Source organism: Modestobacter sp. L9-4 (assembly GCF_019112525.1).
In the GTDB taxonomy this organism is placed as follows: domain Bacteria; phylum Actinomycetota; class Actinomycetes; order Mycobacteriales; family Geodermatophilaceae; genus Modestobacter.
On sequence record NZ_CP077800.1, the window covers coordinates 616,388 to 640,663 of the forward strand.

A 24,276-nucleotide genomic window follows, 5' to 3' on the forward strand; every position below is an offset into this window, starting at 1 on the left:
GATGATCGTCGTCACCGCCGCCGGGGGGCGCACGGGGCTGGCCGTGGTCGGGGCGCTGCGCACCCGCGGCTGCACCGTGCGCGCCCTGGTGTCGTCCCCGCGCGCCTCGGCGGCGCTGACGGCGCTCGGGGCGGAGGTCGTGCAGGCCGACCTGACGGACGTCGACCGGCTGCCGTCGTGGCTGGCGGGGGCGCAGGCGGTCCACCTGATCTGGCCGAACTTCGACCCGCAGGAGGAGTCGGGCTCCCTCGCGGTGCTCGCGGCCGCCCAACGGGCCGGCGTGGGCCGGGTCGTCCACCAGTCCGTGCTGCACCCGCAGGTGCGGGCCATGCCGCACCACGCCGCCAAGGAGCGGGTCGAGGAGGCGGTGGTGGCCGGCGGCGTGCCCTGGCGGGTCCTGCGTCCCTGCGCCTACGCCGACAACCTCGACGCGGGGCTGGCCGACGTCGCCGCGACCGGGCGGTTCCCGAGCCCGTGGGGGCTCACCCGCGGGCAGTCGCTGGTCGACCTGCGGGACGTGGCCGAGGTGGCGGCCGTGCTGCTCACCGAGGACGGCCTGGACGGCGGCACGTTCGAGGTGGCCGGCCCCGAGCCGCTCACCGCACCGGCGATCGCCGGGCTGCTCGCCCGGCGGCTGGACCGCGAGGTCACCGCGGTGGACGTCGTCCCCGACACACCTGTGCCCCCGGTCGCGGAGTACGCCGCGCACTGCCGCCGGCTGATGTTCGACTGGTACCGGGAGCACGGGTTCACCGGCACGCCCTGGGCGCTCGAGGCGCTGCTGGGCCGGCCGGCCCGCACCCTGGCCCAGCACCTCGCGGACCTGCAGGTCAGCCGGTGACCGCCTCCGCTGAGCGGGCGGGACCCGGGCGCCGCGTCGCTACCATGACCGCCATGGCGCAGGCGGACGCGGACGCGGTGGACCTGATCCTGCAGCAGTGGGAGCGGGAGCGCCCGGACCTGGACTGCTCGCCCATGGGCGTCATCGCCCGGGTCACCCAGGCCCAGCGCGAGGTCTTCCTCGCCCAGCGGGAGACCTTCGCCCGGCACGGTCTCGACGCGGCCGCCTTCGACGTCCTGGCGGCGCTGCGCCGCGCGGGCCGGCCCTACCAGCTGACCCCGACGGCGCTGATGCGCACGGCGCTGGTCACCTCCGGCGCGATCACCCAGCGGCTGGACCGGCTGGAGGAGAAGGGCCTGATCTCCCGCGAGCCCAGCGAGGACGACGGCCGCGCGGTGCTGGTCACGCTCACCGAGCTCGGCGGGCAGGCCCTGGACGCCGCGCTCCCCGACCACCTGGAGACCGAGCGCCGGCTGCTGTCCGGCCTGAGCACCGACGACCAGCAGCAGCTCGCCGGCCTGCTGCGGCGGCTGCTCATCACCCTGGGGCGCACGCCCGCCGCACCGTGAACCGACGGTCGCCCCGGCAGGTACCTCAGCGCTAAGGTGTCCTGGCGAGCCACTCCGGGCCCGGCACTGCCGACCGACCAGGGATGCCGACGATGACCGCAGTCCACGACGACCTGTGCACCCGACCGGCGACCGAGCTGGCCGCCCTCCTCCGCGACCGGCAGGTGTCCGCGCGTGAGCTGCTGGACGCCCACCTGGAGCGGATCGAGCAGCTCAACCCCGGGCTCAACGCGATCGTGACGCTGGACGCCGCCGGCGCCCGGGCGGCAGCCGACGCTGCGGACGCCGCCCTGGCCGCCGGCGAGGCCGTCGGCCCGCTGCACGGCCTGCCGGTGGCGCACAAGGACACCCACCTCACCGGCGGGATGCGCACGACGTTCGGCTCGCCGTTGCACGCCGACACCGTGCCCGCCCACGACGAGCTCGTGGTCGCCCGGCTCAAGGCCGCCGGCGCGATCCGGGTCGGGAAGACCAACACCCCTGAGTTCGCGGCGGGCTCGCACACCTTCAACACCGTCTTCGGCGTGACCCACAACCCCTGGCGCCACGGCCTGTCCGCCGGCGGCTCCTCCGGTGGGGCGGCGGCCTCGCTGGCCGCGGGCCTGGTGCCCCTGGCCGAGGGCGGGGACATGGGCGGCTCGCTGCGCAACCCGGCGGCCTTCAACAACGTCGTCGGTCTGCGGCCCACGCCGGGACGGGTGCCCTCCCACCCCCAGCCGATCGGCTGGTCGCAGATGCAGGTGCAGGGCCCGCTCGGCCGCACCGTCGCCGACGTGGCGCTGCAGCTGTCCGTCCTGGCCGGCCCCGACCCGCGGGTGCCGATCGCGCTGACCGACGACGGCGCCCCCTTCGCGGCACCGCTGCCCGAGCGCCTGGACGGCCTGCGGATCGGCTGGGCGCCCGACCTCGGCGGCCGCATCCCGGTCGACCCGGCCATCCTGGAGGTCCTGGGGGCCTCGGTCCGGGTGTTCGAGGACCTCGGCGCCCGGGTGGACGAGGCGTGCCCGGACCTCACCGACGCCCAGCAGGTGTTCGAGGTGCTGCGCAGCTGGCAGTTCGAGGCGACCTTCGGGGAGCGGGTGCGCCGCACGCCGGAGTCGTTCAAGGAGTCGATCCGCTGGAACGTCGAGGTCGGGGCGAAGCTGACCGGCGCCGACGTGGGCCGCGCCGAGCTCGCCCACACCAGGCTGTACGAGCGCGTCGTGGCCTGGTTCGACTCCTACGACGTGCTGCTCGCCCCCACCACGCAGGTGCTGCCGTTCCCGGTCGAGGTCGAGTACCCGACCGAGATCGCCGGTGAGCACCAGGCGGACTACCTGGGGTGGATGCGGTCCTGCACGATCATCACCCCGACCGGCTGCCCGGCGCTGTCGGTGCCCGGCGGCTTCACCCCCGACGGCCTGCCCGTGGGCCTGCAGGTCATCGGCCCGCCGCGGGGTGACCGGCGGGTGCTGGAGGTCGGGCACGCGTTCGAGCAGGCCACCGGCTTCGGACGGCGCCGCCCCCCGCTGGGGTGAGCGCCGCCCCGCTGGTCACCCTCGACCTGTTCAGCGCGCTGATCGACTCGCGCACCGGTGGCTCGGCCGCCCTCGGGCGGCTCGCCGCCGACCGCGGCTGGCCCGTCTCCGGTGAGCAGCTCTACGACGACTGGGACGCCCGGAACAAGGCCTCCCAACGGGAGCTCGCCGACTGGGTCCCCTTCGCCGAGCACTGCCGGCGGGCGCTGGCCGGCACCTGCGCCGCACTCGGGCTGGACGGCGACCCCGACGCCGACACCGGGGAGCTGCTCGGCTCGCTCGGGGACTGGCCGCTGTGGCCCGACGTCCCCGACGGGCTGGCCACGCTCGCCCGCTCGCACCGGGTGGGCGTGCTGTCCAACGTCGACGACGACCTGTTCGCCCGGACCCGGGTGGCCGGCCTGGTCGCCGACGACGGCGTGCTGACGTCGCAGCGGCTGGGCGCCTACAAGCCCGACCCGCTGCTCTACCGGCGGGCGCAGGAGCGGGCCGGCGGCGAGCTGGTGCACGTGGCCACCTCCGCGCGGGACGTCCGCGGGGCGCTGGAGGCCGGCGTCCCGGTGGTCCGGCTGCGCCGGCCCGGGCACCGGCTGGACCCCGCCGGCCCGGCACCCCGGCGGGAGGCCGACGACCTCGCCGGCGTGGCCGCGCTGCTCGGGACCCGGCCCCGCTGACCGGTGGTCAGCGCGCGGTCCACCCGCCGTCGACCACGAGGACGGTCCCGGTGACCAGCCGGGAGGCCGGCGCGGACAGGTAGACCACCGCGCCGGCGACGTCGGCGGGCGTGCCCAGCACCCCCAGCGGGATCCGGGCGAGCACCTCGTCCCGCAGCCCCGGGCCGTCGAGCAGCGGTGCGGTGCCGGGCGTGCGCACGAACGTCGGCGCGACCGTGTTGACGGTGATGCCGTGCTCGGCCCACTCCAGCGCCAGCACCTTGCCCAGCTGGTGGAGGCCGCCCTTGCTGGCGCAGTAGACCGCGGCGTCGGGCAGCCCGACCAGGCCGCCCTGCGAGCCGATCATCACGATCCGGCCGCCGCCGCGCGGGACCATGACCCGGGCGACCGCCTGGCTGACGAAGAAGGCGCCCCGCAGGTTCACCGCCATCATCTCGTCGAAGTCGTCCTCGGTGACGTCGAGCGCGCGGTGGGCGGTGCCGAGCCCGGCGTTGTTGACCAGCACGTCGATCCGGCCGTGCCGGGCGACGACCTCGGCCACGGCCGCACCGATCGAGGCGACGTCCCGCACGTCGAGCAGCACCGAGGTGACCGGCAGGCCGCGGTCGGCGGCCTCGGCCTCGATCGCGGCGACGTCCTCTCGCGTCCGCGCCGTCGCCACGACCTCTCCCCCGGCCTCCGCGAGGTGGAAGGCCAGTTCGCGGCCGATGCCGCGGGTGGCGCCGGTGACCAGCACGACCCGTCCGCCGAGGTCGAACCAGCTGCCCACCGGTGCCGGCGTGCTCACGCGGCCGGACCGGCGCCGACGGCGGCGTTCACGCGGGTGGGCTCGAAGAGGTGCTCCAGCGCCAGGTGCGCCCCGCCGATGACGCCGGCCAGCGGCCCGGCGCGGGTCACGGTGACCTGCAGGGCGTCGGTGGCCAGCGGGAGGCACCGCTCGTAGACGACCGCGCGCAGGCCGGAGACCCACGGCTCGGCCTGGCTCAGCCGGCCGCCGAGCACCAGGGTGTCGGGGTTGAAGAAGTTCAGCACGTTCGCCAGCACCTCGCCGGTGGCCCGCCCGGCGGAGCGGAGCAGCTGGGCGGACACCGGCTCGCCGTCGGCGGCCAGCCGCAGCACGTCGGCGGTGTCGGTGACCGGCAGGCCGGCCGCGGCCAGGTCGCGGGCGAGGGCGGCGCCGCTGGCCACGGCGTCCAGGCAGCCGATCCGGCCGCAGGAGCACGGGACGTCGGAGTGCGTGCCGACCGAGGCGTGGCTGATGTCGCCGGCGGCGCCGCGCGCCCCCCGGTGCAGGTGCCCGTCGATGACCACCCCGCAGCCGATGCCCGACCCGGCCTTGAGGAACACCAGGTGGCGCCCCGGCTCCGGGGTCGCGGCGTACTCCCCCACCGCCATCAGGTTGGCGTCGTTCTCCACCAGCACCGGGACGTCGACCAGCCGCCCCAGCAGCGCGCGCACGTCGACGCCGTTCCAGCCGGGCATCCGGGCCGGGGTGACCACCCGGCCGGCCTGGGCGTCCACCGGACCGGGCACCCCCACCGTCACCGCGTGCAGCGGCGCGGGCCCGTCCAGGCCCGCGAGCATCTCCACCAGCTGACCGTGCACCCAGCCCAGCACCGACTCCGGGCCGTCCTGCACCCGGATCGACGCCGAGCGCTCGGCCAGCAGCCGGCCCCCGAGGTCGAACAGCGCCAGCGCGGCGTGCGAGCCACCGAGGTCGGCGGCGGCGACCACCCCGCCGGCGCTGCGCAGCCGCACCTGGCGGGGACGGCGCCCGCCGTGGGACACGCCCTCCCCGGCCTCCTCGAGGTAGCCGTGGTCGAGCAGCGCCTGGACGCGGGTGGCCGCGGTCGTGGCGGAGATGCCGGTCAGCCGGGCGATCTCCGAGCGGGAGGAGACGTGCCCGGTGCGGACGAGCTGGAGCACCGCCCCGGGCGAGTCGGGCGCCACCAGTCCGCTCGGCGCCCAGGAGGGGCCGTCGGGCGTCCAGGAGGAGACGGTGGCCACAGCGGACTTTGTACCAGCTCTGTGAACTTTGCCCGGTGTTGCGTTGACATGCTCCAGAAATTGGACTTATGTCTGCCTCGTCCGAGCGAGACCGGTGAGGAGCGACACACGATGCCAGCGATGATCACGGTCTCCGGGGTCAACAAGCACTTCGGCGACCTGCACGTGCTGCGCGACATCGACCTGGAGGTCGCGCCCCGCGAGGTCGTGGTGGTGGTCGGCCCCTCGGGCTCGGGCAAGTCGACCCTGTGCCGCACCCTCAACCGGCTGGAGACGATCGACTCCGGCCGGATCGAGATCGACGGCCGCCCCCTGCCCGAGGAGGGCAGCGAGCTGGCCCGGCTGCGCTCCGAGGTGGGCATGGTCTTCCAGTCCTTCAACCTCTTCGGACACCGCACCGTGCTGGACAACCTCATGCTCGCGCCGGTCGCCGTCCGCAAGCTGTCCAAGCAGGTCGCCCGCGACCGGGCCCTGGAGCTGCTGGACCGGGTGGGGCTGGCCGGCAAGGCCGACGCGCTGCCCGCGCAGCTGTCCGGTGGGCAGCAGCAGCGCGCCGCCATCGCCCGAGCCCTGGCCATGGAGCCGAAGGTGATGCTCTTCGACGAGCCCACCTCGGCCCTGGACCCGGAGCTGGTCAGCGGCGTCCTCGACGTGATGGCCGGCCTCGCCGCCGAGGGCATGACCATGGTCGTGGTCACCCACGAGATGGGCTTCGCCCGCCGGGTCGCCGACCGGGTCGTCTTCATGGACGCCGGGGAGATCGTCGAGCAGTCGACGCCCGCGGAGTTCTTCGCCGGCGCCCGCACCGAACGCGCCCGCTCCTTCCTGTCCAAGGTGCTCGCCCACTGAGCCCGAGGTGCCCAGGCACCGGGTCCGCACCGCCCGGGGGCGCACCCGCACCCCGGCAGCACCCCGCACCACCCCACGACCCCCACAGGACCCACGACCCCGCGCAGGCGGGACAGGAGGAACCCCATGTCGACGACCCGTTCCCGGCTGCGCCCCCGTGCGCTGGTGGGACCCACCATCGGCGCGACCGTGCTCGCCCTGGCACTCACCGGGTGCGGTGGCAGCTCGGAGTCGGCCTCCTCCGCGGTGCCCGGCGCTGCGCCGTCCTCGGCCGCCGCTGCGGCCCAGGACGTGCTCGCCGGCGCCCCTGTCGCCGACGTCGCCGCGATCCTGCCGGGCTCGACCATGGAGCGGATCAAGCAGCGCGGCGAGCTGGTCGTGGCCGAGGCGCTCGACGCCCCCCTGCTGAGCCAGCAGGACCCGGCGAACCCCGACCAGGTCACCGGCTTCGACGCCGACATGGCCAAGGCGCTGGCCACCTACATCCTCGGTGAGCCGAAGGTGAAGATCGTGCCGCCGGCGACCGAGACGCGCGAGGCGCTGCTGGCCAACGGCACCGTCGACGTCGTCTTCAACACCTACACGATCACCCCGGAGCGGGCCGAGCAGGTCGACTTCGCCGGACCGTACTTCTCCTCCGGGCTGTCCATCGCGGTCAAGACCGGCAACACCGACATCAAGACCGTGGACGACCTCGACGGCAAGAAGGTCATCGTCGGGGCCAACACCCCGGCCGTCACCGCCGTGCCGGAGAAGGCCCCCAACGCCGAGATCATCACCTTCGGCACCGACCCGCAGGCGGTGCAGGCGCTGACCCAGGGCCGCGGCGACGCCTACGTCCAGGACGTCACGCTGCTGGCCAGCGACGCGGTGAGCAACAAGGACATCACCGTGGTGGGCAGCCCCTTCACCTCCGAGCCCTACGGCATCGGCCTCAAGCACGACGACGCGCAGATGAAGCAGTTCGTCAACGACTGGCTCGAGCAGATCTACGCCGACGGCACCTGGACCAAGATCTGGCAGAACTCCCTCGGCACCGTCGTCCAGGGCGAGGCCCCGACGCCGCCGGAGATCGGTTCCGTCCCCGGGTCCTGACCCCCGCACGCCCCGGCCCGGTCGACGACCGGGCCGGGGCCGTGTCCCCCACCGGACCCGCTGCCCCCTGAGGGAGACCGCCCGTGGAAGCCCTGCTCGACAACGCCGGCCCGCTGCTGCAGGGCCTGCTGACCACGCTGTGGATCGCCGCCGTCGCCGGCGTCGGCGCCCTGGTGCTCGGCGTGCTCGTCGCCGCCGCCCGGGTCAGCCCGGTGCCCGTGCTGCGCGGCGTCGCCTTCGGCTACGTCCAGCTGTTCCTCAACGTCCCGCTCCTGGCGCTGCTGGTGCTCTTCGTCTTCGCGCTGCCCGACGTCGGCCTGCTGATGCCGCTGGCCACCACCGTCGTGGTCGTGCTGGTGGTCTACGAGGCCGCCTACGTCGCCGAGGCGGTGCGCAGCGGGGTCAACACCGTCTCCCTCGGCCAGGCCGAGGCCGCCCGCGCCCTGGGCCTGACCTTCGTGCAGAGCCTGCGGCTGGTGGTGCTGCCGCAGGCCGTGCGCGCCGTCGTCCAGCCGCTGGGCAACGTGCTGATCGCGCTGGTGATGAACACGGCGCTGGCCGCGGCGGTCGGCGTCGTGGAACTGACCTCGGCCACGAACAAGGTGAACCTGGTGGAAGCGCAGCCCATCCCGATCTTCGCCGGCGCCGGCGTGCTCTACATGCTGGTCGCACTCACCATCGGGCTGCTCAGCGGCGTGGTGGAGCGCCGGGTGGCGATCGCCCGATGAGCGCCCGCCGCCCCCGCCGGGCCTCCACGGCCAGCGTCCTGTACGACGCACCCGGCCCCCGCACCCGCCGCCGGATCGCCCTCGCCTCCGGCGTCACCGTCGTGGTGGTCGTCGCCGCGCTGGTCCTCGCGCTGCGCGAGTTCGCCTCGCACGGGCAGCTCGACGCCGACCGCTGGGCGCCCTTCGCCAGCTGGCCGATCTGGTCCTACCTGCTCGTCGGGCTCCGCGGCACGCTCCTGGCGGCCGCGCTGACCGCCGTCCTGTCGGCCGCGGCCGGGGTGCTGCTGGCCCTGGGCCGGCTCAGCCGGGTGCGGCTGGTGCGCTGGCCGGCCACCGCCTACATCGAGGTGGCCCGCGCGCTGCCGGTGCTGCTGCTCATCTACGTCACGCTCTTCGGCCTGCCCCGCTACGGCATCGACCTGCCGCTGCTGTGGAAGCTCGTCGTCCCGCTGACCGTGGCCAACTCCGCGGCGTTCGCGGAGATCTTCCGCGCCGGCATCCTCAGCCTGCCCCGCGGACAGGACGAGGCGGCCCGCAGCCTCGGCATGAGCGGCGCGCAGTCGATGCGGCTGGTCGTGCTGCCGCAGGCGGTCCGCCGGGTGACCCCCTCGGTGGTCACGCAGCTGGTCAGCCTGCTCAAGGACACCTCGCTGGGCTACGTCGTCGCCTTCACCGAGCTGCTGTTCCGGGCGCAGGTGCTGGCCTCCTACAACCGCCTGCTGGTGCAGACCTTCCTGGTCGTCACCGCCATGTACCTCGTCGTCAACGGGCTGCTGTCGGCCCTGGCCAGCCGGCTGCAGGACGCCAGCCGCCGGCGCACACCGAGCACCCCCGACGTCCCGCTGCTCGCCGCCGAGGAGATCCATGCCTGAGTTCCCGTACGCCGAGCTCGCCGTCCTGGAGCGCAACGGCTTCCCCGAGAGCCGGCACCTGGGCACCCTGGTCGGCCTCGCCGCCGACGGCACCGTTGCGCTGCGCCTGGGCGACGCGGACACCGCCGTGCTGCCGCGCTCGTCGACCAAGCCGTGGCAGGCGCTCGCCGTCCGGCGGTCGGGGCTGCACCTGGGCACCGAGGCGACCGCGCTGTCGGCCGGCAGCCACACCGGGGAGGACCGGCACGTCGCCGTCGTCCGCGAGGTGCTGGCCGCCGCCGGGCTGGACGAGTCCGCGCTCGGCTGCCCGGTCGACTGGCCCGAGGACGAGCCCACCCGCGAGCGGCTGATCGCCGCCGGCGAGCAGCGCAGCCGGGTGCGGATGAACTGCTCGGGCAAGCACGCCGCGATGCTGGCCGCCAGCGCGCACAACGGCTGGGACGTCGCCGGCTACCTCGACCCCGCGCACCCGCTGCAGCAGCTGGTGGCCGAGACGGTCGCCGAGGCCAGCGGCGGACCGGTGACGGCCACCGCGGTCGACGGGTGCGGCGCCCCGCTGTTCGGCACCACCGTGCTCGGCCTGGCCGGCGCCGTCCGGTCGATGGTCCTCAGCCCCGAGGGCAGCGACGCCCGCGCGGTCGCCGACGCGATGCGCGCGGCCCCGGAGTTCGTCGGCGGCACCGGGCACGTCAACACCCGGGTCATGCAGCTGCTGCCGGGGGTGCTCGCCAAGGGCGGCGCCGAGGGCGTGCTGGTGGCCGCCGCGGCCACCGGCCAGGCGGTGGCGATGAAGGTCGTCGACGGCTCGCCCCGGGCCACGACGGTGCTCGCGCTGGCGGCGCTGCGCGCCCTGGGCGTGGACACCGCGCCGGCCGCGGACCTCACCGAGGTCCCGGTGCTCGGCGGTGGCCGCCCGGTCGGCCGGCTGGTCCTGGGCGCCGACCTGGCGGCCGCGCTCGCGGACGCGTCGGCGTGACCCTGGTCGAGATCTGCGTCGACGACGTCGCCGGGGCCCGCACCGCCGAGGCCGCCGGTGCCGACCGGGTGGAGCTGTGCGCCGACCTGCTCGAGGGCGGCACCACGCCCAGCCCCGGCATGCTCGACCGCACCCTGGCCACGCTCACCCGGGTCGGCCTGCAGGTGCTGGTCCGCCCCCGCGGCGGCGACTTCGTCTACGACGCCGACGAGGTCGCGGTCATGCGCGCCGACGTCCGCGCCGTTCGCGCGCTGGCCGCCGGCGCCCCCGTGCCGGTGGGCTTCGTGCTCAGCGGGCTGACCCCCGACGGCCGGGTCGACCGGGCCGTGCTCGCGGCACTGCTCGAGGAGTGCGGCGACGCACCGACCACGTTCAGCAGGGCCTTCGACGAGGTGGCCGACCGGCGGACGGCGATGGACGAGCTCGCCGCGCTCGGCGTGCACCGGGTGCTCACCTCCGGCGGGGCCGCCACCGCCGCGGCCGGGGCCGACGAGCTGCGGGAGCTGGCCACCGACGGGCGGGTGACCGTGCTCGCCGCCGGGTCCGTGCGGTCGGGCAACGTGGGCGAGCTGCTGACCCGCACCGGCGTGCCCGAGGTGCACCTGCGCGCCCCCGGGCCCACCGGCGGCCGCCCCCGCACCTCCCCCGAGGAGGTCGCCGCGGTCCTCGCCGCCGTCCGGGCCCACCGGGACGCCGCGTGACCGGCAGCACGACGCCGGACACCGCGGCACCGGACACCGCGCCGGCGGACACGACGGCGGCGGACATGGCGGCGCTCGCGGTCGACGTGGGCGGGACGACGGTCAAGGGCGCCCTGGTCGACGCCGCCGGCCGGCCGCTGCACGAGGTCGCCGCACCCACCTCGCCCGCCGACGGGACCCCGGTCGCCGACGTGCTCACCGCGGTGCTGGCCGAGCTGGCCGGCCGGGCCGAGGCGGCGGGACTGCGCGTGGTCGGCGCCGGCGTCGTCACCCCGGGCACCGTCGACGAGACCACCGGCCGGGTCGGGTTCGCCGCCAACCTGGGTTGGCGGGACTTCGACCTGCGCGCCCACCTGGAGCAGCGGGTCGCCGTCCCGGTGGCCGTCGGCCACGACGTGCGGGCCGCGGGTGCGGCCGAGGCGCTGCTGGGCGCCGGTCGCGGCGCGCGCGACCTGGCCTTCATCGCCCTCGGCACCGGGATCGCGGCGGCGCTGGTCACCGGCGGCGCCGTGGTGACCGGGGCGACCCGCGCGGCCGGGGAGATCGGGCACATGCCCGTGCACCCCGGCGGACGCCGGTGCACCTGCGGCCAGGTCGGCTGTCTGGAGGCCTACGCCTCCGGCGCCGCCGTGGCGCGCCGCTACACCGAGCTCGGCGGCGCCCCCGGCAGCACGGCCGGGGACGTCGCGGGCGCCCTGGGCACCGACCCGGCCGCCGACCAGGCGTGGCAGGAGGCGGTGCAGGCGCTGGCGCTGGCCGCCAGCACGCTCACCATGGCGCTGGACCCCGCGCTGCTCGTCATCGGCGGCGGGCTGGGCCGGGCCGGGGAACGGCTGCTCGCCCCACTGCGCCGCGAGCTGGCCGGGCTGCTCGCCTGGCGGCCCGCGCCCCGACTCGCCGCCGCCGAGCTCGGTCAGGACGCCGGCCGGGTGGGGGCGGCCATGCTGGCCTACCGCGCCGCCGGGCACGGCGCCGTGGTGGAGCGCTGGACCCCCGCCGACGTCCTGGGCCCCCGGGACGCGGCCGTGGAGCCGGCCGGGTGACCGGCTCGCCCGAGCTGCTGCTGCGCGGCCGGCTGGTCAGCGGCGGGCAGGTCGTCGCCGACGGCCTGGTCGCCGTCACCGGCGGGACCGTCACGTGGGCCGGGCCGACCACCGGCTGGACCGGCCCGGCCGCGCTGCCCCCACCGGCACCGGACCGGCTGCTGCTGCCCGGCCTGGTCGACGTGCACTGCCACGGCGGCGGTGGGGCCGGCTTCCCCGACGACGACCTCGCCGGCGTGCACGCCGCGGTGGCCGCCCACCGCAGCCGGGGCACCACCAGCCTGGTCGCCAGCCTGGTCTCGGCCCCACCCGCGGTGCTGCGCGAGCGGATCGCCCTGCTGGCGCCGCTGGTCACCGCCGGTGAGCTGGCCGGCCTGCACCTGGAGGGCCCGTTCCTCAGCGCCGCCCGCTGCGGCGCCCAGGACCCCGCCGCCCTGCTGGCCGGCGACCCGGAGCTGCTGGCCGACCTGCTGGCGGTGGCCCCGGGCGCGGTCGTGTCGATGACGCTGGCCCCGGAGACCGCGCGGGCCGGGCAGCTGGTCGAGGTGCTGCGCGCGCACGGCGTGCTGCCCAGCTTCGGGCACACCGACGCCGACGCCGCCACGACCACCACCGCGGTCCGGTCCGCCGCGGCCACCGGCCGGGTCTCGGTGACCCACCTGTTCAACGCGATGGCACCGCTGGCGTCCCGGGCGCCGGGCCCGGTCGCCGCGTACCTGGCCGCGGCCGCCCGCGGCGAGCTGGTGGTCGAGCTGGTCGGCGACGGCGTGCACCTGGCGCCGGAGACCGTGGCCGCGGTGTTCGACCTCGTCGGCCCCGGCCAGGTCGCGCTGGTGACCGACGCGATGGCCGCCGCGGGCATGCCCGACGGCCGCTACCGGCTGGGCGCGCTCCCGGTGCAGGTGAGCGGCGGGACGGCCCGCCTGGCCACCGACGACGGCACCCCGGGCGCCATCGCCGGCGGCACCGCGCGGCTGGTCGACGTCGTGGCGCGCACCGTGGCCGCCGGCGTGCCCCTCGCGGCCGCGGTCACCGCCGCCACCGCCACCCCCGCCGGCCTGCTGGGGCTCTCCCCGCGGGTGGGCGACCTCGTCGCCGGCGCCCGTGCCGACGTGCTCGTGACCGACCCCGACCTGGAACCCGTCGCCGTCCTCCGGGCCGGCCGCTGGGTCCGAGAGGAGAGCTGACCGTGGAGGTCGTCCTGCTGCCCACCCCCGAGGACTGCGGGCGGGTGGTCGCCGACGCCCTGGAGGGGGCGCTGACCGGCGCCCGCGACCGGGGCGCCCCGGTGGTGCTGGGCCTGGCCACCGGGTCCTCCCCGCTGCTGGCGTACCGGGAGCTCATCCGCCGGCACACCGAGGACGGGACGTCCTACGACGACGTCACGGCCGTCCTGCTCGACGAGTACGTGGGGCTGCCCGCCGGGCACCCGGAGTCCTACCGCGAGGTCATCCGCCGCGAGCTCACCGACGCCCTCGGCATCGACCCCGCCCGGGTGCACGGCCCCGACGGCGCCGGCCCCGACCCGCTGGCCGCGGCGCTGGACTACGAGGCGCTGCTGGAGGCGACCGGGCCCGTCGCGGTGCAGCTGCTCGGCATCGGCACGAACGGGCACATCGGCTTCAACGAGCCCGGGTCGTCGCTGGCCAGCCGGACCCGGGTCAAGACGCTCACCGAGCAGACCCGCGCCGACAACGCCCGGTTCTTCGGGGACGACGCCGAGGCGGTGCCCCGGCACGTGCTCACCCAGGGGCTGGGCACCATCCTGCGCGCCGGGCACCTGGTGCTCGTGGCCACCGGCGAGCACAAGGCCGCCCCCGTCGCCGCCGCCGTGGAGGGGCCGCTCACCGCGTCGGTGCCCGGCTCGGTGCTCCAGCTGCACCCGCACGTCACCGTCGTGGTGGACGAGGCGGCCGGCAGCCGGCTCCAGCTGGCCGACCACCACCGCTACGTGCTCGAGCACAAGCTGGCCGCCCAGGGCTGGTGACCCCGACCGTCCCCCGACCGGGCCCAGGCCGGGCCCGGCGGGGGCTCAGGCCGGGGCGGGCACGTGCAGGAGCAGCGCGTCGCCCTGGCCACCGCCGCCGCACAGCGCCGCGGCGCCGACTCCCCCACCGCGGCGGCGGAGCTCCAGCACCAGGTCCAGCACGATCCGGGCACCGCTCATCCCGACCGGGTGGCCGAGGGCGATGGCCCCGCCGTTGGGGTTGACCTTCGCCGGGTCGATGCCCAGCTCGCGGGTGGAGACGATGGCGACCGCGGCGAAGGCCTCGTTGAACTCGACCAGGTCCAGGTCGACCGGGTCGATGCCCTCCCGCTCGCAGGCCCGCTGCACCGCCCGCGAGGGCTGGGTCTGCAGGGTGGCGTCGGGGCCGGCGACCACGCCGTGCGCGCCGATCTCGGCCAGCACGGTGCACCCCAGCTCGGCCGCCCTCTCCGCCGACATCACCACGACCGCGCACGCGCCGTCGGAGATCTGGGACGCCGACGCCGCGGTGATCGCGCCGTCGGGGGCGAAGGCCGGCTTCAGCCTCGCCAGGCTCTCCACGGTGGTGTCGGGGCGGATGCCCTCGTCGTGCCGGACCTCGACCGGGTCGCCCTTCCGCTGCGGGACGAGGACGGGGGTGATCTCGGCGTCGAAGGTGCCGTCGGCCGCCGCGCGGGCGGCCTTGCGGTGGCTGTCGGCGGCGTAGGCGTCCTGCTCCGCACGCGTCAGCCCGTACCGGCCGTTGGACCGCTCGGTGAGCTCGCCCATCGCGACCTGGTCGAAGGTGTCGGTGAGCCCGTCGTGGGCCATCGCGTCGACCAGCGTCGCGTCGCCGAACCTGGTGCCGGTGCGCGAGCCGGCCAGCAGGTGCGGCGCCTGGGACATCGACTCCATGCCACCGGCGACGACGACGTCGAACTCCCCGGCCCGGATCAGCTGGTCGGCCAGCGCGATCGCGTCCAGCCCGGACAGGCACACCTTGTTCAGCGTGAACGAGGGCACCGACATCGGGATGCCCCCGGCCACCGCGGCCGGGCGCGCGGGGTTCTGGCCGGCGCCGGCCTGGATGACCTGGCCCATGATCACGTAGTCGACCTGGTCGCCGGCGATCCCGGCGCGCTCGAGCGCGGCCCCGATCGCGATGCCGCCGAGGTCGGCGGCGGAGAGGTGCGCCAGCGACCCGAGCAGGCGGCCCATCGGCGTACGGGCACCCCCGACGATCACGGACCGGGGACGGGTGGGCTGGCTCATCGGGACTCCGAGGGTGTCGTGGACCGGGTGTTCCGGTCCGAGGGTCGGTCACACTGCGGCGCCCGCGCCACCGGCGGGCCGCTCAGCCGGCGGGCTGCTCGGCTCCCGGCTCGTCGGCGCGGACGATGAGCCGGCGGGCGAGCAGGGCACCGGCGAGCGCCGTGACCGCGGCCAGGGCGAGCATCGTCAGGGTGGTCGCGAGCGGGCTCGCCGGCACCAGGGCCGTCCGGGCCAGCGCGACCGCGGTCCCGGTGCCGACGGCGGTGAAGGCCCACCGCTGCGCCCGGAGGCCGGCGGGCGCGGCGAGCCGGACGGCGAGCAGCCCGGCGGTCGCGGCCAGCGCGCCGGTCACGGCGCCGAGGAACAGCCCACCCAGACCACCGAGGAACAGCGCGGCGGACAGCTCGAGGTCGGTCAGCTGCAGCGGTCCGAGCACCGCGCCGACCAGACCGGCGACGGCGACGCTGCCGGTGAACAGGCGCCCGGCCGACACGACGGGTCGCACGGGGACCTCCGCTCGGGCCGGGGTGGACGGTCATCCCAGCAGACCACGGACGAGGCGCTCAGCACCCACTGGCGCGCACGGTCGGCGCAGGTCGCCGCGAACAGGACCCGCGTCCCGGTCAGGGGGCGGGCGCGTCCCCGTCACCGGGCGCCGGGTCCGGGAGCCCGAGGGCGACCATGCTGGCCGTCAGGCCGTCCCAGGTCCGCGGGTCCCAGCCGGTGAGCTGCTCCCAGCGGTCCAGGCGGTACTTCACCGTGTTCGCGTGCACGTTCAGCTGCCGCCCGGCCGCGCTCCAGGACGACCCGTTCGCGGCGAACGCCCGCACGGTCTCGCCCAGCAGGGGCTGCGCCGCGGCCACTGCCCGGGCCCGCGCGAGGACCGGCGTCAGCCGGGCCGACCGCGGGGCGAGCGTGGCCAGGAGCCAGTCGCGGCCGAACCCGGCGACCACCCCCTCGCCGGGGGCCACGGCCAGTGCCTCGGCGGCGTCGAGCAGGGTGTCGGCCGCACCCGGGAGACCGCGGCGCACCAGCCCGACGCCGATCGCGCCGGCCGGCACCGTCTCGGTGAGGACCCGGACCACGGCGTCGGCGTCGGTGCCCTGCCCGAGCAGGACCAGCTGGTCGCCCCGGATCACGCCGCGCACCTCGCCCCGGCCACCCCGCAGGCGCGTGCGCACGGTGTCGAGCAGGTCGTCGTCCCAGGAGTCGGCGGGCGCGCAGACCGCCTGGAAGGGCCCGGCCGGGTCGAAGCCCAGCGCCCGGGCCAGCCGCGTCTCCTCCTCCCAGCCCGGCGAGGGGTGGTGCAGGGCGGAGAGGAACCGGTAGGTCACCCCGATGACCGCCGCGTCGTCGGAGCGCACCTGTTCCTGGTGGCCGGCCGCGGCGGTGCTGCTGACCACCTGGATCCACGACCACACCGTGCCGACCGCGGGCAGCAGGTCCTCGGCGAAGGGCGCCCCCGCACCGCCGGACCGGACGAGCAGCTCGTTCCACACCTGCCGGTAGCCGACGTGGTGCGCGTTGATCATCGCCTGCGCCGGCAGCCCCTGCCGCGCCCGCACCCGCCCGAGGTCACCGGCCACGGCCCGGTCCCGCTCGGTCGGCGGGCGGCCGTCGGCGAGCCCGCCCACCAGTCCGCGGAACTGGGCCACCACCCCCGTGGTCAGCTCCGCCGTGGTCAGCCGCTCGTACTCCGGCAGCTCCCGCCGGATGAGCTCGACGATGTCGCCCACGACCGCGTCCTCGTCGCGCAGCAGTCCGGCGCACAGCGCCGCCAGCCGGCTGTGACCCTCGGGGACCGTCTCGCTGCGCACATCAGCTCCTTGGTGCTTCTCACAGGGTCTTGCCATGGTCGCCGGGCCCGGGATCAGGATACCGGCAGGTGACACGGACGCCTCAGGCGTCTGCCGGGTCACATCACGCCCCAACCGACCTGCGCTCCTGCGGATTCCACAGGACCGGGCCCTCTGACTTCTCGGTTCTGGACCTGGCGGTCCACCTCCCCGGCGGCCAGGCTCGGTGCAGGGCCCGGACGTGCCGGCCGGGCCGGGACCGACCCTGCCGGCGGCCCTCGTCCCACCGGCGACCCACCCCTGGAGGTGCTCCGTGACCGTCCTCCTCCCGATCGACTCCCCTCCCGGCCCCGCGCCGGCCCCCGCCGCCCTGCCGGCGCCGTCCGACGTACCGGCCGAGCGGCGCGCACTGGTGGGCGACCTGGTCGAACGGGCCGCCCGACCCGGCACGCGCACCCTGCTGGTGGGCGAGCCCGGCATCGGCCGGACCACCGTCCTGGACCTCGTGGTCCGCCAGGCACGGGCCCGCGGCGTCCAGGTCCTGCACGCACGCGCCTCGGCCGACCGGGACCAGCCCTTCCACGGGCTCATCGACCTGCTGCGCGGCGTCCCGCGGTGCGACGTGGAAGGGCTCCCCCCGCTGCAGCGCACCGCCGTCGACGTCGCCCTCGCCCGCCGCGCCGCCGACCCGGCGCTGCCCGCAGCGGCACTGCCGGCCGGGGTGACGACGCTGCTGGCGACCCTGGTGGACCGCGGGCCGGTCTGCCTGGCCGTCGACGACTGGCCGCTGCTGGACCCCGAGACCGCCGAGCTGCTGCGGCACGTCCTCCGGCGCCCCGGCCCGGGCGGCCGGCTGCCCTCGCTGATGGCCACCCAGCGCCTGGCCGGCGTGCTGTCCGGGTCGCGGGACACCGTCGAGCACGCGCTGTTCTCCCCCGCCGACGTGCTGCCGGTGCCGTCGCTGACGGTCGGCTCGCTCGACGCGCTGGTCACCGCCCGCACCGGCCGCCGCCGCAGTGCCGCCGTGCTCGGCGAGCTGTACCGGCTCACCGGCGGCAACCCGCTGTGGTCCGCCGAGCTCAGCCACCCGCAGCTGGGCCGTCCCGGCTCCGACGCCGTCGGCCTGCCCGGCTCGGTCACCCCGATGCTCGCCGCCCGGATCCGCGCGCTGAGCCCGGGCGCCCGGCGCGCGCTGGCCACGGTCGCGGCGCTGGGCAGCGCCACCCCCGCCACGGTGCTGGTCCTGGGGCCCGACCTGCGCAGCGGTCTCGCCGCCGCCGCGGACGCGGAGGTCCTGCGCCTCACCGACCGGGGCTGGGAGCCCACCCACCCGCTGCTGGGGGCCGCCGTGCTGGAGTCGCTGGGCGCTCGCGGGCGCCGGACGCTGCACACCCGGGTGGCCCTCGTCGTCCCCACCGCCGCCGAGCGGGCCCACCACCAGGACCTGGCCACGGTGCCCGGGCCGGCCGAGGACGTCGCGGCCGCCTTCGACGCGGCGGCGGCGGAGTCCCGGGCCCGCGGGGCCACCGCGACCGCACTCGACCAGGCCGGACGCGCGCTGGCCCGCAGCGAGCCGGACACCCCGGGCTGGCTGCGCCGCACGGTCACCGCGGCCGAGCTCGCCCTCGCCGTCGGCGACCTCGACCTGGTCGTGGAGCCCCTGCGCCGGCTGACCCGGGCACCGCTGCCGACCGCCCTGCTGGACCGGGCGCTGCCGGTGCTGCTCGACGCGCTCGTGCTCACCTCCGGCGAGGCGGCTGCGGCAGCCGAGCTCGACGAGCTGGCCGGCACGCTGCCGACGACCCCGCTCACCGACGCCGTGCTCGACGCCCACCGCGCCGCGGACCGGACCCGCCCGGTCGCCGACCGCCGGGCCTCCGCCGAACGGGCCGTCGCCGCCCTCGCCGGGGGCCGGTCGGCACCGCACACCCTGCACCGCGCGCTCACCACCCTGCTGGACATCGGCCTCGACGAGGGCGAGGGCCTGTCCGAGGAGCTGCTGGACCAGGCAGCCACGGCCGAGGAGGCGGGCCCACCGACGAGCGCGCGGGACCGCGTCCAGGTCCTGCGGGCGGCGGCCGCGGTCCAGCGGGAGGACCTCCCCGCCGCCCGGGCGGAGCTCGAGCAGCTCCTCGCGCAGTCGCGGACAGCGGGCGAGCAGGCGGTGGCCGCGGCCGCCGCCGTCCAGCTCGCCGCCGTCGTCCTGCTGGGGGGCGAGCCCGGCGCCGCCGCCGCGCTCCTGACCGACGCGGAGCAGTGGTCACCGGTGCCGGTGCCGCCGGAGCCCCTGCGGCAGGCCCGCGGGCTGCTCGCCCTCGCCCGCGGGGACGAGCAGGCCCCCGACACCGACGGTGGCTGGACCTCCCCCGCGCTCCGGGGCATCGCGGCGGCCCGCGCCGGCGACTGGGCCGCGGCGCTGCCGCTGCTGAGCACGGCGCACACCCGGGCCGAGGCGGCCGGGGTCCGCGACCCCGCCCGGCGGCTGTGGCTGGACGCCGAGCTGGGCCAGACGCTGTGTGCGCTGGACCGCCCCGACGAGGCACGGGTGCTGGCCGACCGGCTCGCCGCGCTGGACGGGCGTGCGGCCCGGCCGCTGCTGCGCGGGCAGGAGCGACGGCTGCGTGCGCTCGTCGCCGCGGCGGAGGGCGACCTCGCGGCGGCGGAGGAGCTGCTGGGCGGGTCCGTCGACGTCCTGGCCGGGAGCGGGTTCCCTGCCGAGCACGGGCGCAGCCTGCTCGAACTGGGCCGGCTGCTCCGCCGGCGCCGGGCGCGGGCCCGGGCGCGGCAGGTCCTGGAGCAGGCCCGCGACATCGCCCTGCGCGCCGGTGACGTCCCGCTCCAGCGCCGGCTGACCCGGGAGCTCGCCGGCCCGGGGAGCCCGGCGGGGACGGACGGCCCGGGCCGGCTCACCGCCGCCGAGCAGCGGGTCGCCGACGCGGTGGCCACCGGCGCCAGCAACCGGGAGATCGCGGCGGCCCAGTTCATCAGCGTGCGCACCGTGGAGAGCCACCTGGCGTCGGTCTACCGCAAGCTCGGTGTGCACGGGCGCGCCCGGCTGACCAGGCTGCTGGCCCACCCCGACGAGCAGCCCACGGCCGGGGTGCTGCTCCCACGACCGCGCTGACCCGCGCAGGGCGACCCTCCGGCAGGGGCGCCCCGCGCGGGATCAGGCCGCCGGCGCGGGCGCGGCCAGCTGCGGCACCCGCAGGTGCCAGTCGGTGCGCTGCTGGAACGCGTCGCCGGCGCGCAGCACCAGCGACTCCTCGAACGGGCGGCCGACGACCTGCAGGCCCAGCGGCAGCCCGGCGTCGGTGAACCCCATGGGCACCGACAGCGCGGGGTTGCCGGTGGTGTTCCAGTAGCCGGCGCGCACCGTGGTGCCGCCGTCGTCCAGCCGGGTCCAGCCCGTCTGCACCAGCGGCGGGGCGCCCGCCGTCACGGTCGGGGTGACCACCAGGTCGACCTGGCCGAACAGCTCCGCGACCCGTCGCATCCCGACGCGGCGGACCCGCTGGGCCTGCACGAAGTCGGTCGCGCTGTAGTACAGCCCCGCGGCGATCCGGCCGCGGGTCAGCTTCCCGTACCGCGACCACTGCCGTTCGAAGTCCGGCTGGTGGTAGGTGGCGGCCTCGATGAACATGGTCATGACGTTGACCAGGTTCAGCTCCGCCCACAGCGGCAGCCGGACGTCCACGACCTCGGCCCCCGCGGCGCGCAGCACCTCGACCGCGGCCGCGAGCACGCCCGGCACCGCGGGGTCGTCCCCGGGCACCGGGGCCGCCGACATGTCGTCGACCCCGATACGCAGCCCGGTCAGGTCCCCGGTCAGCGCGGCCGGGTGGTCGTCCACCGGCTCGCGGGCCGAGGTGGGGTCGGAGTCGTCGTGACCGGCGAGCACCGACAGCAGCAGCGCGCAGTCCGCGGCGCTGCGGGCCATCGGGCCGATGCGGTCCATGCTGTAGGCCAGCGGCACGCAGCCGGACTTGGGCACCCGGCCGTAGGTGGGCATCAGCCCGGTGACGCCGCAGAACGCGGCCGGGATGCGGATGCTGCCGCCGGTGTCGGTGCCCAGCCCGGCGAGGAACTGCCCCGTCGCCACCCCGCTGCCGGTCCCGGAGCTCGACCCGCCGGGGTGGTGGCCGGGGTGCCACGGGTTGCGCAGCTCGGGGAAGGGGCTGCCCTCGTCGGCCTCCCCGATGGCGAACTCGGCGGTGGTCGTCTTGCCCATCACGATCCCGCCGGCGCGGCGCAGCCGGGCCACGGCGACGGCGTCGCGGCGGCCGTTCCACTCTGGGTCGTGCACCAGGCTCATCGCCGTGGTCGGGCCCTCGGACGTGGTGATCAGGTCCTTGACGCCCAGCGGGACGCCGGTGAGCGGCCCCACCGGGTCCCCGGAGGCGAGCAGGGCGTCGGCGGTGGCCGCCGCGGCGCGGGCCTGGTCGACGTAGCGGTCGAGGAACGTGCCCAGCCGGGCGTCCAGCCGGTCGGCCGCGGCGATCGCCTGCTCCACCAGCTCGGCGCTGGACACCTCCCCGGCGCGGAGCGCGGCAGCAGCGGCGGTGACGGTGAGCGGTGCGTCCACGTCCGGTCTCAGGCGCGGGCGCGGAACAGCACGGCGGGCTCGTCGTAGCGGGCCTCGGGGACGGCGTAGAGCAGCCGCACCGCCGTGCGGGCGGCGCGGAACCCCTGGACGAGGCCGGCCACCTCGTCCTCGGCCGGGGTCAGGTGGGCCATCGCCAGCAGCGCGCGGACGGCGGTCTCGGGGTCGGGACCGGGCTGGGCGGGCAGGTCCGCGGCCAGCTCGGCGGCGAGCTCGACGGTCGCCGTCGCGTACATCTGGGTCACTCGGACCTCCGGTGCTGAGGTGGGGGACGCGACGCCCGGCGGGCACGGCGGGCACGGCGGGGCGAGGGTAACCACGCCCGCGCCGCGGGACCGGTCACCTGCCCGTGTCGCCCCCGCGCGCCGCCGGGACCCGCCGCGCGAGCAGCTGGCTGGCCCCGTTGGCGACCACGATCGCGACGATCCCCGCCCAGGCGTCCCAGCCGAGCCCCTCGCCCAGCACGACCAGCCCCACGACGGCGGCCAGCACCGGGTTGATGCTCATGAAGACCCCGTAGGCGCCGGTGGCCACCCGGCGCAGCGCCTTGAGGTCGACGAACAGCGGCACGGCCGAGGCGAGCAGCCCGGCGGTGACCGCGCAGGCCACCGTGGCCGTCGACAGCGGGTGCCGGCCCAGCACGACGACCCCCACCGGCAGGAAGACCAGCGCGGAGATGCCGGCCGCCGTGGCCGGACCGGCACCGCCCGGCACCCGGGCGCCGATCTGCCGGTTGACCAGGATGTAGGCCGCCCAGCACCCGCCGGCCACCAGACCGAGCCCGATGCCCAGGTAGTCGGTGGTGGGCTGCGGCCGGGTGAGGACGACGACGCCGCCGGCCGCGACCAGCGCGCACAGCAGCGGGCCCCGCCCCCGGGCGCCGAGCAGCGCCAGGGTCAGCGGGCCGAGGAACTCCAACGTCACCGCCAGGCCCAGGCCGACCCGGTCGACGGCGCTGTAGAGGGAGAGGTTCATCGTGGCGAAGACGACGACCAGCAGCAGCACCGGCCGCCACTGCGCCGCTGTGAACCGCCAGGGCCGCGGCCGGGCCACGGTCACCAGCACCACACCGGCCACCCACTGCCGCACCGCGACCACGCCGACCGCGCCGATCGCCGGGAAGGCCAGTGCGCCCACCGCCGCGCCGACCTGGTTGGACAGCGCGCTGACCACCATCATCACCACCCCGACCCAGGCGCCGCCCGGTCCCGGGGTCGCCGGTCCGACCGGCCGCTCGGCCAGCTGCTGCACGTCGTCCGCCGGCGCCTGCTGAGTCCGCACACCGGGACTGTGCTCGCCCGCGAGCGATGCGCACAATGCAATCGACGCGTCGGCCATACGCTGGACGCATGGCCGTCGAGCTGCGTCACCTGCGCTGCCTGGTCGCCGTCGTCGACGCCGGCACGTTCACCGACGCGGCGATCGCACTGGGCCTGTCGCAGGCGGCGGTGTCGCGCACGCTGGCCGCCCTGGAGACCGAGCTCGGCGTGCGGCTGCTGCACCGCACGGCCCGGCAGACGACGCCCACGGCGGCCGGGGCCCGGGTGCTGCCGCGGGCCCGGCGGCTGCTGGAGGACGCCGACGCACTGGTGGCCGACGCCACCGGGGGCGCCTCCCGGCTGCGCATCGGGCACGCCTGGTCGGCGATGGGCCGGCACACCCGGGACTTCCAGCGCCGGTGGGCCGCCGCGCACCCGGCGGTCGAGCTGCACCTGGTGCGCACCAACTCCCCCACCGCCGGCCTGGCCGAGGGCGCCTGCGACCTGGCCGTGCTGCGCACCGCACCCGACGCCCGGCGCTTCGACAGCGTCCTGGTCGGCCTGGAGCGGCGGCTGTGCGCGGTCGCCGCCGACGACCCGTGGGCACGGCGGCGGTCGCTGACGATGGCCGAGATCGCCGGGCGCACCCTGCTCGTCGACCGCCGTACCGGCACCACGACCCCGCAGATGTGGCCGGAGGGCGCCCGCCCGGCGGTCGAGCACACCAACGACGTCGACGACTGGCTGACCGCGATCGCCACCGGGCGCTGCGTCGGCGTGACCGCCGAGGGCACCGCGGCCCAGTACCGCCGTCCCGAGGTGGTCTACCGGCCGATCCGGGACGCCGAGCCCATCGCCGTCCGGCTGGCCTGGGAGCGCAGCGACCCGCACCCCGCGGCACCGGCCGCGGTCGCCCTGCTGACCGAGCTGTACGGCCGCGGCTGACCTCGCGGCTCACCCTCCCGGGTGACCGCGGCCCGCACAGGCGCCTCCCAGGCTCGCCTCGCGGGCACCCGGTGTCGTTGAGGACCCGTCGGGTCCGGGAGAGGGAGGAGTGCGGGCGATGCGGGTGGCCATCGTGGTGTACGGCGTGCTCTACGTCGTCATCGAGGTCGTGGGGTACCAGCTGGAGCAGGTCAGCTGGCCGGCGATCACCGCGCTGGACGTCGCGACCGCGCTCACCAACGCCCTCCTCACCGTCGTGGTCCTGGTCGCCGTGCTCGTGGCGGTCGACGTCCTCGGTCACCGCTGGCGCCGCCGCCGGCTGCTGCAGCGGGTGGCGGAGGCCCGGGCGGCCACCGCCGAGTGGGCCGACCCCGGCACGCTGGGTGTGTCGTCCTGGCGGGCGGAGCCTCGGGCCCCCCAGCTGGCCCTCCCCGCCGCGACCGGCCGGCGGCGCCGCCGCAGCCGCGGTGAGGACCGCTACGCCGAGAACGCCTACTCCCGGCCCATGGGCCCACCCGGCCGGCTGCTCTGAGCCCGACGGACCGGCGATTTCCGGATCCGCTGAA

General features: G+C 76.9%; 24 protein-coding genes. 16 read left to right on the forward strand and 8 right to left on the reverse strand.

Annotated elements, in window-relative coordinates; all coding sequences use genetic code 11:
- Position 1: 1 nt before the first annotated feature.
- The 4 genes from KUM42_RS02895 to KUM42_RS02910 all read left to right on the forward strand — a co-directional run bounded on the left by KUM42_RS02895 (position 2) and on the right by KUM42_RS02910 (position 3,601).
- Positions 2-841 carry an SDR family oxidoreductase gene (locus KUM42_RS02895; RefSeq protein ID WP_237494822.1) on the forward strand — a complete coding sequence of 280 codons (840 nt, stop codon included), beginning with the start codon at positions 2-4 and terminating at the stop codon, positions 839-841.
- Positions 842-894: 53 nt separating this feature from the next.
- Complete coding sequence (locus KUM42_RS02900; RefSeq protein WP_237494823.1) at positions 895-1,410, forward strand: MarR family winged helix-turn-helix transcriptional regulator; 516 nt, start codon at positions 895-897, stop codon at positions 1,408-1,410.
- Positions 1,411-1,502: 92 nt separating this feature from the next.
- Complete coding sequence (locus tag KUM42_RS02905) at positions 1,503-2,927, forward strand: amidase (RefSeq protein WP_237494824.1); 1,425 nt, start codon at positions 1,503-1,505, stop codon at positions 2,925-2,927.
- Entirely contained in the window at positions 2,924-3,601 is a 678-nt protein-coding gene (locus tag KUM42_RS02910) for a haloacid dehalogenase (RefSeq protein ID WP_237494825.1), read from the forward strand. Before KUM42_RS02905 ends, KUM42_RS02910 begins: the two co-directional genes overlap by 4 nt.
- Positions 3,602-3,608: 7 nt before the next feature.
- Here KUM42_RS02910 and KUM42_RS02915 read toward each other — a convergent pair whose 3' ends face one another.
- Together KUM42_RS02915 and KUM42_RS02920 are read right to left on the reverse strand one after the other, a co-directional pair.
- Positions 3,609-4,388, reverse strand: coding sequence for an SDR family NAD(P)-dependent oxidoreductase (locus KUM42_RS02915; RefSeq protein WP_237494826.1), 780 nt, complete (start codon positions 4,386-4,388; stop codon positions 3,609-3,611).
- A complete protein-coding gene (locus tag KUM42_RS02920; protein ID WP_237494827.1) occupies positions 4,385-5,608 on the reverse strand; it encodes an ROK family transcriptional regulator in 1,224 nt (407 codons plus the stop codon). The genes KUM42_RS02915 and KUM42_RS02920 overlap by 4 nt, the downstream gene beginning before the upstream one ends.
- Before the next feature lie 120 nt (positions 5,609-5,728).
- On the opposite strand from KUM42_RS02920, the gene KUM42_RS02925 reads away from it, so the two are divergent.
- From KUM42_RS02925 to nagB, 9 genes are all read left to right on the forward strand, one after another.
- Positions 5,729-6,457, forward strand: coding sequence for an amino acid ABC transporter ATP-binding protein (locus KUM42_RS02925; RefSeq protein ID WP_237494828.1), 729 nt, complete (start codon positions 5,729-5,731; stop codon positions 6,455-6,457).
- A gap of 126 nt (positions 6,458-6,583) precedes the next feature.
- A complete protein-coding gene (locus tag KUM42_RS02930; RefSeq protein WP_237494829.1) occupies positions 6,584-7,552 on the forward strand; it encodes a glutamate ABC transporter substrate-binding protein in 969 nt (322 codons plus the stop codon).
- Positions 7,553-7,635: 83 nt separating this feature from the next.
- Positions 7,636-8,280 (forward strand): amino acid ABC transporter permease, encoded by a 645-nt coding sequence (locus tag KUM42_RS02935; RefSeq protein WP_237494830.1) that lies wholly within the window; start codon positions 7,636-7,638, stop codon positions 8,278-8,280.
- A complete protein-coding gene (locus KUM42_RS02940; protein ID WP_237494831.1) occupies positions 8,277-9,152 on the forward strand; it encodes an amino acid ABC transporter permease in 876 nt (291 codons plus the stop codon). Before KUM42_RS02935 ends, KUM42_RS02940 begins: the two co-directional genes overlap by 4 nt.
- Positions 9,145-10,128: an asparaginase gene (locus tag KUM42_RS02945; RefSeq protein ID WP_237494832.1), complete on the forward strand. Its 984-nt coding sequence runs from the start codon at positions 9,145-9,147 to the stop codon at positions 10,126-10,128. Before KUM42_RS02940 ends, KUM42_RS02945 begins: the two co-directional genes overlap by 8 nt.
- Positions 10,125-10,829, forward strand: coding sequence for a copper homeostasis protein CutC (locus KUM42_RS02950; RefSeq protein ID WP_237494833.1), 705 nt, complete (start codon positions 10,125-10,127; stop codon positions 10,827-10,829). The genes KUM42_RS02945 and KUM42_RS02950 overlap by 4 nt, the downstream gene beginning before the upstream one ends.
- Positions 10,826-11,872: an ROK family protein gene (locus tag KUM42_RS02955; protein WP_237494834.1), complete on the forward strand. Its 1,047-nt coding sequence runs from the start codon at positions 10,826-10,828 to the stop codon at positions 11,870-11,872. Before KUM42_RS02950 ends, KUM42_RS02955 begins: the two co-directional genes overlap by 4 nt.
- Positions 11,869-13,059, forward strand: a complete 1,191-nt coding sequence (locus tag KUM42_RS02960; RefSeq protein WP_237494835.1) for an N-acetylglucosamine-6-phosphate deacetylase — start codon at positions 11,869-11,871, stop codon at positions 13,057-13,059. The genes KUM42_RS02955 and KUM42_RS02960 overlap by 4 nt, the downstream gene beginning before the upstream one ends.
- 2 nt (positions 13,060-13,061) lie before the next feature.
- Positions 13,062-13,859: a glucosamine-6-phosphate deaminase gene (gene nagB, locus KUM42_RS02965; protein ID WP_237494836.1), complete on the forward strand. Its 798-nt coding sequence runs from the start codon at positions 13,062-13,064 to the stop codon at positions 13,857-13,859.
- Between the two features lie 45 nt (positions 13,860-13,904).
- Here the strand turns inward: nagB and KUM42_RS02970 are convergent, their stop codons facing one another.
- The 3 genes from KUM42_RS02970 to KUM42_RS02980 form a co-directional block, all read right to left on the reverse strand.
- Positions 13,905-15,110, reverse strand: a complete 1,206-nt coding sequence (locus tag KUM42_RS02970) for an acetyl-CoA C-acetyltransferase (RefSeq protein ID WP_237494837.1) — start codon at positions 15,108-15,110, stop codon at positions 13,905-13,907.
- An 82-nt stretch (positions 15,111-15,192) separates the two neighbouring features.
- The gene (locus KUM42_RS02975; RefSeq protein ID WP_237494838.1) at positions 15,193-15,615 is read right to left on the reverse strand and encodes a hypothetical protein; all 423 of its coding nucleotides are present in this window, start codon (positions 15,613-15,615) and stop codon (positions 15,193-15,195) included.
- A 118-nt stretch (positions 15,616-15,733) separates the two neighbouring features.
- Positions 15,734-16,927 (reverse strand): helix-turn-helix domain-containing protein, encoded by a 1,194-nt coding sequence (locus KUM42_RS02980; RefSeq protein WP_237494839.1) that lies wholly within the window; start codon positions 16,925-16,927, stop codon positions 15,734-15,736.
- A gap of 292 nt (positions 16,928-17,219) precedes the next feature.
- Between KUM42_RS02980 and KUM42_RS02985 the strand changes: the two genes are divergently transcribed.
- The gene (locus tag KUM42_RS02985) at positions 17,220-20,030 is read left to right on the forward strand and encodes a LuxR family transcriptional regulator (protein ID WP_237494840.1); all 2,811 of its coding nucleotides are present in this window, start codon (positions 17,220-17,222) and stop codon (positions 20,028-20,030) included.
- A gap of 42 nt (positions 20,031-20,072) precedes the next feature.
- On the opposite strand, the gene KUM42_RS02990 is transcribed toward KUM42_RS02985, so the two are convergent.
- The 3 genes from KUM42_RS02990 to KUM42_RS03000 all read right to left on the reverse strand — a co-directional run bounded on the left by KUM42_RS02990 (position 20,073) and on the right by KUM42_RS03000 (position 22,787).
- Positions 20,073-21,488: an amidase gene (locus KUM42_RS02990; RefSeq protein WP_237494841.1), complete on the reverse strand. Its 1,416-nt coding sequence runs from the start codon at positions 21,486-21,488 to the stop codon at positions 20,073-20,075.
- Between the two features lie 8 nt (positions 21,489-21,496).
- Positions 21,497-21,751 carry a hypothetical protein gene (locus tag KUM42_RS02995; RefSeq protein WP_237494842.1) on the reverse strand — a complete coding sequence of 85 codons (255 nt, stop codon included), beginning with the start codon at positions 21,749-21,751 and terminating at the stop codon, positions 21,497-21,499.
- 94 nt (positions 21,752-21,845) lie between these two features.
- Positions 21,846-22,787 carry a DMT family transporter gene (locus tag KUM42_RS03000; protein ID WP_237494843.1) on the reverse strand — a complete coding sequence of 314 codons (942 nt, stop codon included), beginning with the start codon at positions 22,785-22,787 and terminating at the stop codon, positions 21,846-21,848.
- 68 nt (positions 22,788-22,855) lie between these two features.
- On the opposite strand from KUM42_RS03000, the gene KUM42_RS03005 reads away from it, so the two are divergent.
- Both KUM42_RS03005 and KUM42_RS03010 read left to right on the forward strand, forming a co-directional pair.
- Entirely contained in the window at positions 22,856-23,710 is an 855-nt protein-coding gene (locus KUM42_RS03005; RefSeq protein ID WP_237494844.1) for a LysR family transcriptional regulator, read from the forward strand.
- Positions 23,711-23,828: 118 nt separating this feature from the next.
- Complete coding sequence (locus tag KUM42_RS03010; protein ID WP_237494845.1) at positions 23,829-24,242, forward strand: hypothetical protein; 414 nt, start codon at positions 23,829-23,831, stop codon at positions 24,240-24,242.
- The last annotated feature ends 34 nt before the right edge of the window (positions 24,243-24,276 follow it).

Bases quoted from the DNA above. Each gene is read 5' to 3' on its own strand.
- KUM42_RS02945 (WP_237494832.1), top strand. From the start codon at position 9,145: ATGCCTGAGTTCCCGTACGCCGAGCTCGCCGTCCTGGAGCGCAACGGC.
- KUM42_RS02930 (WP_237494829.1), top strand. From the start codon at position 6,584: ATGTCGACGACCCGTTCCCGGCTGCGCCCCCGTGCGCTGGTGGGACCC.
- KUM42_RS02940 (WP_237494831.1), top strand. From the start codon at position 8,277: ATGAGCGCCCGCCGCCCCCGCCGGGCCTCCACGGCCAGCGTCCTGTAC.
- KUM42_RS02895 (WP_237494822.1), top strand. From the start codon at position 2: ATGATCGTCGTCACCGCCGCCGGGGGGCGCACGGGGCTGGCCGTGGTC.
- KUM42_RS03005 (WP_237494844.1), top strand. From the start codon at position 22,856: ATGGCCGTCGAGCTGCGTCACCTGCGCTGCCTGGTCGCCGTCGTCGAC.
- KUM42_RS02970 (WP_237494837.1), bottom strand. From the start codon at position 15,110: ATGAGCCAGCCCACCCGTCCCCGGTCCGTGATCGTCGGGGGTGCCCGT.
- KUM42_RS02900 (WP_237494823.1), top strand. From the start codon at position 895: ATGGCGCAGGCGGACGCGGACGCGGTGGACCTGATCCTGCAGCAGTGG.
- KUM42_RS02905 (WP_237494824.1), top strand. From the start codon at position 1,503: ATGACCGCAGTCCACGACGACCTGTGCACCCGACCGGCGACCGAGCTG.
- KUM42_RS02925 (WP_237494828.1), top strand. From the start codon at position 5,729: ATGATCACGGTCTCCGGGGTCAACAAGCACTTCGGCGACCTGCACGTG.
- KUM42_RS03010 (WP_237494845.1), top strand. From the start codon at position 23,829: ATGCGGGTGGCCATCGTGGTGTACGGCGTGCTCTACGTCGTCATCGAG.